The following is a 12815-nucleotide window of genomic DNA, read 5'->3' as shown; positions in this document are numbered from 1 at the left end:
AAAATCTCATATAAAAATTTTATGATGCTAAGTTTATTTTAGAAAAAATAAAGCAAGGAGTTTTTATATGGGATATAAACATCTTGGCATAGATGAAAGAATTTATATTGAGAATCAATTGAAGTTTAAAATAAAAATTAGTGAAATAGCTAAAAATCTTAATCGAAGTATTAGTACTATTATTCGAGAAGTTAATAGAAATAAAGATAATAATCATTATTTTTCATTAATTGCACAAAATAAAGCAGAAAATAGAAAACAATCACATATTTATTTTCATAAGTTTAAAAATAGAGAATTAGTAAAATATGTACAACAAAAATTATTATTAGGTTGATCACCCGAACAAATTTATGGCAGAATTAAAAATTTTCATAAAGAATGAATTATTAGTTTTAAAACAATTTACAATTGAATTTATTCTGGATTACTTGAAAAAGTTACTAATAAAAATTTAAGAAGAAAAGGTAAGAAACGAAAATATCAAGAAAATCGGGGTAAATTTAATGGTAAATCAATTAAAGAACGAAATGCTAATGTTAATAATCGCGTAACTCTTGGTCATTGAGAAGGTTATACCGTAGTATCATCACGAGGTAAAAGTAAATCATGTTTAATAACTTTAGTTGAAAGAACATCAAGATTTACTTTAGCAATATTAGTTGAAAATAGAACTACTAAAGTTATTAACGAAAATATTAGCCATTATTTATCAATTCTGCCAAATAATCTTGTTAAGACTATAACATTTGATCGTGGTAAAGAATTTGCTAATTGACAACAACTTGAAAAAAATTTAAATGTGAAAATTTATTTTGCTAATGCATATTCACCCTGACAAAGAGGTAATAATGAAAATACTAATGGTTTAATTAGAGAAAAATTTCCTAAAAAATTTAATTTTTCAAATACTACTAAAAATGCAGTTCATAAATTTATATTGTCTTTAAACCAAAGACCAAGAAAAATACTAAATTATCTTTCGCCAATCGAATATTTGGTTAGAAAAATAATTTAGTTGCACTTAACTTTACAATTTGGCACTTACTAAACAGGGTGCAGTATATTTTTATTAAAAACCCAACAGAATCAATGTTTTATTAAAATATCAATAGTTTTCGACAAAATTAAAGGAAATAAAGAAGTTTTTTTCGTCTGGTATGCTATAATCCTATTGATTAATTATGAACAAGAAGGGAATATTAAAATGACAAAATTTACAGCAAATGCAATACGAAAGATGTGGTTAGATTTTTTCCGTAGTAAGGACCATTATGAATTACCGGCCGTATCGTTAATTCCCGTTGATGATCCATCATTACTATGAATTAATTCAGGTGTCGCAACCTTAAAACCATATTTTGATGGTCGTAAAAATCCACCTTCACCACGGTTAACAAATTCACAAAAATCAATTCGAACTAATGATATTGAAAATGTTGGTTATACTGCTCGTCATCATACATTGTTTGAAATGCTTGGTAATTTTTCGATTGGTGATTACTTTAAAAAAGAAGCAATTATTTATGCTTGAGAGTTTTTAACAGATAAAAAATGAATTGGTTTCGATCCATCTAAATTATATGTCACAATTTATAAAGACGATAAGGAAGCATATGAAATTTGACATAATGTTATTGGATTAAGTGATGACCGAATTATCAAAGGCGATAAGGATCCTAATTTTTGAGAAATTGGGGAAGGACCTTGTGGCCCAAATACAGAAATTTTTTATGATAAGGGTGAAAAGTATGACCCTGACCATTTAGGATTGAAATTATTACAAGAGGATTTAGAAAATGATCGTTATTTAGAAGTTTGAAATATTGTTTTTTCACAATATAATAATAATGGTGATGGTACATATACTGATTTACCCCGCAAGAATATTGATACGGGGGCTGGATTAGAACGAATTACTTCAATTATTCAAGAAACGCCAACTAATTTTGAAACTGATTTATTTATGCCAATTATTAAAGCGATTGAAGAACTTGTAAAGGGGAAATACCATTATGCTGAAACAGCATTGTTTAGTGGTGATGTGCAACAATTAAAAATTAATACGGCTTTTAAAGTGATTGCTGATCATTTGCGGGCAGTTACTTTTACGATTGCAGATGGTGCTTTTCCCGGCAATAAAGATCGTGGTTATGTTATTCGTCGTTTAATTCGTCGTGCTAGTTTATATGGAAAAAAACTAGGGTTAGAAGAACCATTTTTATTTAAACTAGTAGCAACGGTTGTTAAAATTATGCGAGAATATTATTCTTATTTAGTGGAAAAACAACCAATTATTGAACAAGCTGTCTTAGATGAAGAAAATAAATTTTTAAAAACATTAGAACAAGGAAGCAAACTTTTTACCGAAGTTAAAACCAAATATGGTGTTATTTCGAAAGAACATGCTTTTCGATTATTTGAAAGTTATGGTTTTCCAATTGAATTAATTGAAGAAGAAGCTCATGAAGCGGGGATTAAAGTGGACCGGGATGGTTTTGATGAATTGTTAGAAAATTCCAAAACAATTTCACGGACTAATCGAAAAGATATTAAAGCGATTCAACTACAAAATGAACTTTTTACCAAGTTAGATGCTGCTAGTAAATTTGTTGGTTATGAACATGAACAAGTTAATAATACGAAAATTGTCTTTATGTTTGCAGATGATAAACCAGTTACAAAGTTAACAGATACAACAGGTTATATTATTTTGCAAGAAACACCATTTTATGTTGAAAAAGGTGGACAAGCGGCGGACCATGGTCTTATTTTAAAAGACAATACAACAGGTTATGTGCTTGATGTGCAACAAGTATCTAATAAACAACACTTACATTTTGTTAAAGTGGAAGGAATTTTACAGGTTGGCGATGTCGTTAGTGCTTCTATTGATAGTGATCGTCGTTTTTATATGCGAAAAAATCATTCAGGGACGCATTTAATTCATGCAGCGTTACGGGAAGTTTTAGGGACGCATATTATGCAAACAGGTTCTTATAATGATGATGAAAGATTACGGATTGATATTACCCATAATCAACCAATTACTCCAGCTGAAATTACGGCGGTTGAAACGTCAGTTACCAAGGCAATTAAGACGGCTATTTCTTGTGAAATAATTTATACTGACATTCAAACGGCATTAGATGTTCATCATGCTTTAGCTTTTTTCACGGAAAAATATGATGCGGAAGTACGGATTGTTAAATTTGGCACTTATTCTTGTGAACTATGTGGGGGGACTCATGTTGCTAATTCCCAAGATGTTGAAGATTTATTAGTGACAGGCCTTGAATCAAAAGGGACTGGGACACTTCGTATTCATGCTATTACATCCAATAAAACGATTGCTAGTTATTTAAATGACCAGTTTTTAAAAGAGAAAACCGAAGCAATAAATTATTTTGATAAATATAATAAAGGCAAAAGCAAATTACCTGATCAAAATTTAGAACAAATGTGAAATCAAATTATTAATTTAACAGTTTCAAAAGCAAATTGGAAATTATTAAAAGAATTAGTTGGGAAATTTAAAGAAATTTTTAAACAATGACAAAAACACTATGAAAATAGTTTAATCCAACAATTTGTTAAACAGCATAATACCTTGGCACCACAAAAAAAAAATAACCTTAATATTTTAATTCATCAATTTTCAACAAAAGTTAATGTTAATGCTTTAAAAGTATTAATTGATGATTATAAATCACGTTATTCTAACTTAGTAATTTTCTTAGTTACAATGGGCGATGATAATCAAGCAACATTAGTTGTGGGTGTTAGTGATGATTTACATGATCGTTACCAAGCTGGCCAAATTATTCAGCAATTAAATCCGTTATTAGAAGGAAAAGGTGGCGGCAATAACAGCGTGGCACAAAGTGGTTTTAAAAATCAAAATAGTGATATTTTAACGAAGTTATTAACTGATCCGCTGGAATTTTTAAAACAGCATGAATAAGTATTATTTAGGAGTTGACCTGGGGACAAAAACTGTCGGGTTAGCAAAAAGTCGTGGTCTTATTGCAACAGCGTATGGTGTTCATCGTTTTACCGAAAACGATTTTTTATCGGCAGCACAGTATTTATCGGAGTTAATTACAAAGGAACATTTTAGTGATATTATCATAGGATATCCCAAAAATATGAATAATACCATTGGTTCAGGAGCATTAATGGTTGATGATTTTGTTACTTTATTAAAATCTTTATTAGATTCAACTATAACAATTCATTTGGTTGACGAACGGTTAACAACTCATCAAGCTCATCAAATTATGTTAGAAGCAAATATTTCTCGCCAAAAACGAAAACAAAAGAAAGATAGTTTAGCTGCGCAATTAATTTTAGAGACATATTTACAACAAAAATAAAAGAGATTTTCTCTTTTATTTTTTTAGTTATTAATTATACTTCTTGCGATACTAACAAAAATAAAAAAATTTACAAATTAAAAAAATTAAATTAAACGCCAAATTGTAAAGTTAAGTGCAACTAAATTATTTTTCTAACCAAATATTCGATTGGCGAAAGATAATTTAGTATTTTTCTTGGTCTTTGGTTTAAAGACAATATAAATTTATGAACTGCATTTTTAGTAGTATTTGAAAAATTAAATTTTTTAGGAAATTTTTCTCTAATTAAACCATTAGTATTTTCATTAGTACCTCTTTGTCAGGGTGAATATGCATTAGCAAAATAAATTTTCACATTTAAATTTTTTTCAAGTTGTTGTCAATTAGCAAATTCTTTACCCCGATCAAATGTTATAGTCTTAACAAGATTATTTGGCAGAATTGATAAATAATGGCTAATATTTTCGTTAATAACTTTAGTAATTCTATTTTCAACTAATATTGCTAAAGTAAATCTTGATGTTCTTTCAACTAAAGTTATTAAACATGATTTACTTTTACCTCGTGATGATACTACGGTATCACCTTCTCAATGACCAAGAGTTACGCGATTATTAACATTAGCATTTCGTTCTTTAATTGATTTACCATTAAATTTACCCCGATTTTCTTGATATTTTCGTTTCTTACCTTTTCTTCTTAAATTTTTATTAGTAACTTTTTCAAGTAATCCAGAATAAATTCAATTGTAAATTGTTTTAAAACTAATAATTCATTCTTTATGAAAATTTTTAATTCTGCCATAAATTTGTTCGGGTGATCAACCTAATAATAATTTTTGTTGTACATATTTTACTAATTCTCTATTTTTAAACTTATGAAAATAAATATGTGATTGTTTTCTATTTTCTGCTTTATTTTGTGCAATTAATGAAAAATAATGATTATTATCTTTATTTATATTAACTTCTCGAATAATAGTACTAATACTTCGATTAATATTTTTAGCTATTTCACTAATTTTTATTTTAAACTTCAATTGATTCTCAATATAAATTCTTTCATCTATGCCAAGATGTTTATATCCCATATAAAAACTCCTTGCTTTATTTTTTCTAAAATAAACTTAGCATCATAAAATTTTTATATGAGATTTTTTGCAATTTTATTTACTTGCACTTACAAGTATAATTCAGCAAACTTTAAAATAATCATTTTTAAAAATTTTAATTGCTTTTTAAGCATAAATAATCAGGTATCGCAAGAAGTCTATTATACAAGTATTCTTTAATTTTGTCGAAAACTCTCTTTAATTTTTTAGAAAACTCTTGATGAAGTCAAAAACCCCTATAAAATATAGAAATTTGTAAAAAATACATTGAAGTGATATAATGAAACGTATTGAAAAAAACGATGATTTAACAAACAATCTTTTTGCTGATGGAACAATTTTAATGTTACATCATTTATTAGGAACACATAGTCATCATCAAAATTATCGGTTACAAAAAATAAGTTTATTCTGTTTTGTTTATATCATTATATTTAAAAAGGAGTATGTCACGTGTCGAAACGCCAGGAACGCATTAATATTATTAATTTGTTATATCGTCATTTTGTTTTACAGCATGATGTTTTAACAACGAAACAAGAAGCTTATGATTATTCTCAAATGGTAACAACAACCATTGAAACAACCCAAATTGAGGAAATATTAGCAAATTTGCCAGATATTATTGCGAATATTAATCAACATTTAAAACCTGGTTGAGATTTTGAACGCTTAAGTAATTATCATAAAGCTGTTTTAGTATATGGTGTTTATGAAATTTGTTATCAACAATTATCAAAAGCAATTGTTATTAATGAAAGTTTAGAAATTTTAAAATTATATAGTGAAGATACTGATTTTAGTTATATTAATTCAGTTCTTGACCAAGTATAAACAATAAAATAAATTTAATATTACTAGTTACTAAAAATAAAAAACGAAAATAGAATACTGCACCCAAAAAAGTAAGTAAAGAAAAAAAGTCTTTGCTAAACTTTTAAAGGAGGTGCATTTTTATATGGCAAGAAAAGGACAAAAATTTAATAGGCTTCTTGTGATACCGGTTTTTCTTATTAAGAATATTTCTATAAAATATAATTAAAAATAAAAAATATAAATTAGGAGGGTATAAAACTATGAAAAATGATAACTTTAAACTTCTTAATGATAAAGAATTATTACGATTAACAGGAATAAAACAAAATACTTTTAATAAAATGTTAGATATTTTAAAAGAAGTCGAGTTAAAAAAATTTAAAAAAGGCGGAAAAGCTAATAAATTATCATTAGAAAATCGTTTATTAATGACTTTATCATATTGAAGAGAATACCGCAATTATTTTCATCTTGGCAAAAGTTTTGGCATTAGTGAGAGTAATTGTTATCGTAATATCAAATGAATTGAAAACACTTTAATTAAACACCCTGACTTTCAACAACTTGCTTGGCAAAAAACATTAATAAATAAACACTTTAATGATAAAACAATTATTATTGATGCAACCGAAACAGCCATCCAACGCCCAAAAAAAGACAAAAAAATACTATTCCGGAAAAAAGAAAAAGCATACTATCAAAACACAAATAATCATCGAAAAAGAAAGCAAAACTATTATTGCAACAAATTTTTCTTGTGGTAAAACCGATTATTTTCGTTTATTTAAAGAATCAAAAATACCGCTTTTAAAAAATACCAAAGTAATAGTTGATACAGGTTATCAAGGCTTGCAAAAAATGCATCGGAATGTTTTGATTCCGCATAAAAAAACAAAGCAAAAAACTTTAAACAACGAACAAAAACAGCATAATAAACTAATTTCACAAATGAGAATCGTTATTGAAAATGTTTTTGATATCCTTAAAAAATTTAAAATTATTAGTGAAAAATATCGCAATCATAGAAAAAATTGCTTTAAGATTTAATTTAATTGCTTCAATAGATTTCTTGCGATACCCTATTATTTATGCTTAAAAAGCAATTAAAATTTTTAAAAATGATTATTTTTAAGTTTAATTTAATTTTTTTAATTTGTAAATTTTTTTATTTTTGTTAGTATCGCAAGAAGTATAATAAATAAGTAAAATGATTAAGTATTATTATCACTTTCTTTTTTAATATCTCTGATATCCGTTTGTAAATTAACAATTATTGGTTGTTGATTATTTAAGTTTAATTCTTGTTCCAGTTGTTTTTCTTGCAGTGAATATTTATATTTAAATGCACGCTGTCAATATAATTTAGCACCATCAGGTGAACGCATCATATATTCAATTATTTCACTTTCAATCCTGCACAGTTTCAGATAACTGAGAATTTTAATTAAAAAATGCTTTCATTTCATATTGAAGTGGTGGCATTTTTAAATTTAAAATTTTTCTTTTTTCATTGCTGAATTATACTTGTAAGTGCAAGTAAATAAAATTGCAAAAAATCTCATATAAAAATTTTATGATGCTAAGTTTATTTTATAAAAAATAAAGCAAGGAGTTTTTATATGGGATATAAACATCTTGGCATAGATGAAAGAATTTATATTGAGAATCAATTGAAGTTTAAAATAAAAATTAGTGAAATAGCTAAAAATCTTAATCGAAGTATTAGTACTATTATTCGAGAAGTTAATAGAAATAAAGATAATAATCATTATTTTTCATTAATTGCACAAAATAAAGCAGAAAATAGAAAACAATCACATATTTATTTTCATAAGTTTAAAAATAGAGAATTAGTAAAATATGTACAACAAAAATTATTATTAGGTTGATCACCCGAACAAATTTATGGCAGAATTAAAAATTTTCATAAAGAATGAATTATTAGTTTTAAAACAATTTACAATTGAATTTATTCTGGATTACTTGAAAAAGTTACTAATAAAAATTTAAGAAGAAAAGGTAAGAAACGAAAATATCAAGAAAATCGGGGTAAATTTAATGGTAAATCAATTAAAGAACGAAATGCTAATGTTAATAATCGCGTAACTCTTGGTCATTGAGAAGGTGATACCGTAGTATCATCACGAGGTAAAAGTAAATCATGTTTAATAACTTTAGTTGAAAGAACATCAAGATTTACTTTAGCAATATTAGTTGAAAATAGAATTACTAAAGTTATTAACGAAAATATTAGCCATTATTTATCAATTCTGCCAAATAATCTTGTTAAGACTATAACATTTGATCGTGGTAAAGAATTTGCTAATTGACAACAACTTGAAAAAAATTTAAATGTGAAAATTTATTTTGCTAATGCATATTCACCCTGACAAAGAGGTACTAATGAAAATACTAATGGTTTAATTAGAGAAAAATTTCCTAAAAAATTTAATTTTTCAAATACTACTAAAAATGCAGTTCATAAATTTATATTGTCTTTAAACCAAAGACCAAGAAAAATACTAAATTATCTTTCGCCAATCGAATATTTGGTTAGAAAAATAATTTAGTTGCACTTAACTTTACAATTTGGCATTATAATGAATTATATAATTATCTACAATATTTTTTATTTATAAAATATTTTTACAGTGTGATAATTCTGAGTTCTCGGTTTTAAGAATTGAAAATCAATTTTCAATCGGTGAATTATCTAAACAATTGCCTCTTCTTAACATACTTATATTTATACCGTGTTTTTTTAATAATTTTTCATAAGCTTTTGAAGTGAAATGAATACCTTGATCAGAATTAATAGTTAATTCACCTTTGATTATTTTTCTTTTAATAATTGCTTATTTGATACAATTATTTACTCAATTTACTGTTGGAGTTGTTGTTAAAGAATAATTTACTATTAAATTACTAAATAAATCCTTGATTGCAAATAAATATACTCATTCTGTGATTGTTTTAACATACGTAATATCAATTGATCACTTTTGATTAGTTTTTTCAGCTTTAAAATTACGTTTTAATAGATATTTATGTCGAATATGTTCATTTGTCATTTTTAAGAAATGATTAATTTTTTTTCTTGTTTTAATTCTTACACTAGAAATTCTATTAGCTAATTTCATATAACGATAAACTGTTGAATTCGACACATTAATTTTTTGCTCTTCCAAAGATAATTTAATTTGTCTGTGTCCTTTAATACTATTTTCTCTATGAATTGCTTTAATTATTTCATATATTGAATAATCAATATTTGGTTGATATTCATCACAATTTTTTTAATATTTATTTCAAGTATCATATGAAATTCTTAATTCTTTTAAATATCATGATAAAGTAATTTTTGAAACTTGCAATTCTGATTTAATAAAAGCAATTTGTTTTCTAATGTTTGTTTTTGTTTTTATCTTTGGAAGAGCTTCAAGCTTTTTTAAAACCTCATTCTCAGCTTTTATTCTTTCATTTTCTTTTTTTAATAAATAGTTTTCACGTTCTAAGGGGTTTTTAAACTTATTTAATTCAAAATCTTTTCGCTTTTTTCGTTCTTTTAGAATTTCTTTATTTTGTTGAAATTGATTTACTTATTTTGAAATAGTTGCTAAAATAATATGATATTCTTTTGCTATTTCACTATAAGATTTATTGTTAATTGAGTATTCATTAACAATTTTTTCTTTAGATTCAAAAGAATGATCTTTAGACCCTTTTATTTTACCTTTAGCCATATAAAAATGTTTCTCCTAACTTTATATATTAATAATAATCTAGAAAAATTTTTATTTATATATCTCAGTTAAAAGAAACATTGCAAAAGAACCGCGATGGTTCTTTTATATTAATTATATTTTACATCAAAATAAAAAATATATTTACAATTCAGGAAATTAAAAAGTGTTTTTTCTTAAAAAGAAAAAACACTTTTTAATGCATGAGGACTAAAAGAATCAATAACTGTTAAAGTATCTTGTTCTGTTTTTGCGCCCATTTTACGATCAATTTTATAATAACTATTGTTTAACATTTTAATTCATTCAATAATATTTTTTACTTCTTCTAATTCTTCATAAAAATAAATAATAAACTTCTTGCGATACTAACAAAAATAAAAAAAATTACAAATAAAAAAAATTAAATTAAACTTTAAAATAATCATTTTTAAAAATTTTAATTGCTTTTTAAGCATAAATAATCAGGTATCGCAAGAAGTCTAATGAATCAATAATAAAATTTATAAGTAACTAAATCACCAATTTCATTAGCATGCTTTGCTAATTTATTTGTTAAGTCGGAAAAAGTTGCTCGTCTTTTTTTGATATCCATTAGCTCAATAATATTTTTAATATCCTTATATTCTTCTGCAATATTTTTAATTTGGTACTGTCCATCACGGTCTAACACAAAATTCATAATTCGTCGTTGATGTAACACTTCATCTTGTCCTTGAACTTAGAAATAATGACTGAAGCCTGGAAAACATAGCTTATTAGCGGCTGAACTTAAATTATAGCAAAAAAATTACATTTTAAGATGTTCATCAAGATAATTTTGTAAATCTTTCTTAATTTCTTTTGTTAACATAGTTTCTTTCCTCTCTTTCTATTATTATTGTACACTCTTAAAAGTTAATTATTTTCATTTTATTTTAAAACAAATCTTTTTATTGAAAGAATAAAATTGGTTTTCTTTAAATTTAAATTTTGATACTTCAATTTTCTTAGCTTCTGGTTTAATTTTTAGTTCATCAAAAGTAATGAAATCATTAACATCAAGGTTAAAAATTGTTGTTTTTTGTTCATTAATGTGGGGATAAAAATTATTTCAAATTGTTTTAATTGCCGCGGTTTTTTCAGGAGAATGAATAACCCCATTTAATAACATACCAATTTTTTTTTTGTTAATGTTAAAGCAGCAGTATTCTCTGGTTTTGTTATCTTTAACTTTGTTTGTTGTAAAATTTTACTTAAATCAATTTTGAAAGTTTGATTAACAACCAAATCATCAATAAATTTATTTCCGGATGTTGGTAAAGCAGCAATATTAAAACTATAATTTGTAATTTCGGGATGTTTTTCGTCTTGTTCATTTGTTTTAAAATATTTTAACTCAAAATATTTTTCAAAAACCTCATTTTCATATCCTAAAAATTCCATTACTTTTGTTTCAATTACTGTTGGCAGTTTATCAACATAATTATCTTCACCAATAACAATATTATTATTTAAATACTTTCCAAATTTTCACGTTTGCAAACTATGAAAATCAACATATTCTTTTTCGTACATAAAACCATTTTTACGGAATTTTCGCGGCGCTCCTCACTGCGCATAAATTGCTAATCCTAACCCAATGACCGCAATTAAAAGTAAAACTGTATAATCTAATGCCCGATGGTTTTTAATAAATAAAGTTGATGAGTCATCTCGTTGTGTTTCTAACACAAAACGAATTAAATTCCATAAAAAGAAATAAAAACCATTTTTCACTCCACTCTTTGTTATTAAATAACCCTGAGGGTTATTTAATTTTGTTAAAGCAACACTATCATTATGTCATCATTTTTTAATCTTATCCTTAAAAGTTAGTTTCTCTTTCCAGCTAAGTTGGCTTTGCGTTGATTTTGGCATTTCATCTAAGACTTTTTGGTTTGGCGCATAGTTAAAGTATGCTTTATCCCACGCTTCTTTTCATGTCATTTTATCGGGTTTAATATATTTCCGGTTAAAGAAATGAATAAAATTATATTTTGAATTAAACGGATATTCTTTGGGGGTTTTTTTTCATGGTTTTTTACTAAATAATTGTCCAGCAAAAGGAATGAAAAAAGTAATAAATAATCATGCTAATAAATTGAAAAATGATTCATATAAAAAGATTGGTTGACGGAAAACAATCTGACCACCATCCATTTCTGGTGATAAACCTTGTAATTGTCATAAATTATCCCGAATAAACGCTGGTAATCAACGTAGCGAATCATATGAAGTAACACTTCCTAATAGCTCATGATTAAAAAAATTACCTCAACGTCCTAATATTTGCCCTAATAAAATATTTGGAATAATACAATCAGTATAAATTCAAAGGGAAACTTTTTCTTTCCGACCAACAATACCAAAAACAATTAATCCTGTAATTGTGCCAAATAAGACACCACCATGAATACTCATTCCTGCTTTTCAAAAAGCAAATAAAGATCAAAAGGGAACATCACCGGGATCTAACACTCAAGGATGATTAACATCATTATTAAATTTACCAAAAAAACTAGCACCTAATAATGAAAATGGAATAATAGCAAAAATTGACCAAATTAATGGCTCAATTGGGACTTTTTTTATTTTTAATCTAATAAAGCAAGCTAAAACCGAGCAAATCATTCCCAAGGTAATAAAAACAGCATACATATGAATTCATCTCCCATATGTGGCTAAAATATGATATGGCGTATTATTTGTCGTAATTCATCCTGGATTTGGGTTACTACTTGTTAATAAAAGACTATTCATTTAATT

General features: G+C 25.9%; 12 protein-coding genes and 1 pseudogene. 6 read left to right on the top strand and 7 right to left on the bottom strand.

Annotation, left to right across the window (positions count from 1 at the left end; all coding sequences use genetic code 4):
• The first annotated feature begins 67 nt into the window (after positions 1-67).
• The 3 genes from ACQH23_RS03475 (at position 68) to ruvX (ending at position 4376) form a co-directional block, all read left to right on the top strand.
• Complete coding sequence (locus tag ACQH23_RS03475; protein ID WP_425378937.1) at positions 68-1018, top strand: IS30 family transposase; 951 nt, start codon at positions 68-70, stop codon at positions 1016-1018.
• A 189-nt stretch (positions 1019-1207) separates the two neighbouring features.
• The gene (alaS, locus tag ACQH23_RS03470; protein WP_425378936.1) at positions 1208-3964 is read left to right on the top strand and encodes an alanine--tRNA ligase; all 2757 of its coding nucleotides are present in this window, start codon (positions 1208-1210) and stop codon (positions 3962-3964) included.
• Entirely contained in the window at positions 3957-4376 is a 420-nt protein-coding gene (ruvX, locus tag ACQH23_RS03465) for a Holliday junction resolvase RuvX (protein ID WP_425378935.1), read from the top strand. Before alaS ends, ruvX begins: the two co-directional genes overlap by 8 nt.
• A gap of 121 nt (positions 4377-4497) precedes the next feature.
• Here ruvX and ACQH23_RS03460 read toward each other — a convergent pair whose 3' ends face one another.
• Positions 4498-5448 carry an IS30 family transposase gene (locus ACQH23_RS03460; protein ID WP_425378934.1) on the bottom strand — a complete coding sequence of 317 codons (951 nt, stop codon included), beginning with the start codon at positions 5446-5448 and terminating at the stop codon, positions 4498-4500.
• 510 nt (positions 5449-5958) lie between these two features.
• Here ACQH23_RS03460 and ACQH23_RS03455 point away from each other — a divergent pair.
• Together ACQH23_RS03455 and ACQH23_RS03450 are read left to right on the top strand one after the other, a co-directional pair.
• A complete protein-coding gene (locus tag ACQH23_RS03455; RefSeq protein ID WP_425378933.1) occupies positions 5959-6303 on the top strand; it encodes a transcription antitermination factor NusB in 345 nt (114 codons plus the stop codon).
• Positions 6304-6545: 242 nt separating this feature from the next.
• Positions 6546-7381: pseudogene (locus ACQH23_RS03450) on the top strand (IS5 family transposase).
• Positions 7382-7496: 115 nt separating this feature from the next.
• Here ACQH23_RS03450 and ACQH23_RS03445 read toward each other — a convergent pair.
• The gene (locus ACQH23_RS03445; protein WP_425378932.1) at positions 7497-7673 is read right to left on the bottom strand and encodes a hypothetical protein; all 177 of its coding nucleotides are present in this window, start codon (positions 7671-7673) and stop codon (positions 7497-7499) included.
• Between the two features lie 231 nt (positions 7674-7904).
• On the opposite strand from ACQH23_RS03445, the gene ACQH23_RS03440 reads away from it, so the two are divergent.
• On the top strand, positions 7905-8855 hold the full coding sequence (locus tag ACQH23_RS03440; protein ID WP_425378931.1) for an IS30 family transposase: 951 nt from the start codon (positions 7905-7907) through the stop codon (positions 8853-8855).
• Positions 8856-9140: 285 nt separating this feature from the next.
• Here the strand turns inward: ACQH23_RS03440 and ACQH23_RS03435 are convergent, their stop codons facing one another.
• The 5 genes from ACQH23_RS03435 to ACQH23_RS03415 form a co-directional block, all read right to left on the bottom strand.
• Complete coding sequence (locus ACQH23_RS03435) at positions 9141-9473, bottom strand: DDE-type integrase/transposase/recombinase (RefSeq protein WP_425378930.1); 333 nt, start codon at positions 9471-9473, stop codon at positions 9141-9143.
• A 411-nt stretch (positions 9474-9884) separates the two neighbouring features.
• Positions 9885-10028, bottom strand: a complete 144-nt coding sequence (locus ACQH23_RS03430) for a hypothetical protein (protein WP_425378929.1) — start codon at positions 10026-10028, stop codon at positions 9885-9887.
• Positions 10029-10467: 439 nt separating this feature from the next.
• Positions 10468-10731 carry a ferritin-like domain-containing protein gene (locus ACQH23_RS03425; RefSeq protein ID WP_425378928.1) on the bottom strand — a complete coding sequence of 88 codons (264 nt, stop codon included), beginning with the start codon at positions 10729-10731 and terminating at the stop codon, positions 10468-10470.
• A gap of 198 nt (positions 10732-10929) precedes the next feature.
• Entirely contained in the window at positions 10930-11181 is a 252-nt protein-coding gene (locus ACQH23_RS03420; protein WP_425378927.1) for a hypothetical protein, read from the bottom strand.
• Positions 11172-12809, bottom strand: coding sequence for a prolipoprotein diacylglyceryl transferase (locus ACQH23_RS03415; RefSeq protein ID WP_425378926.1), 1638 nt, complete (start codon positions 12807-12809; stop codon positions 11172-11174). The genes ACQH23_RS03420 and ACQH23_RS03415 overlap by 10 nt, the downstream gene beginning before the upstream one ends.
• Positions 12810-12815: the final 6 nt, after the last annotated feature.

The sequence above is a fragment of the Spiroplasma endosymbiont of Polydrusus pterygomalis genome (assembly GCF_964030635.1).
Taxonomy (GTDB): Bacteria; Bacillota_I; Bacilli_A; order Mycoplasmatales; family Mycoplasmataceae; genus Spiroplasma.
This window is presented reverse-complemented; position numbering and strand designations above follow the sequence as displayed.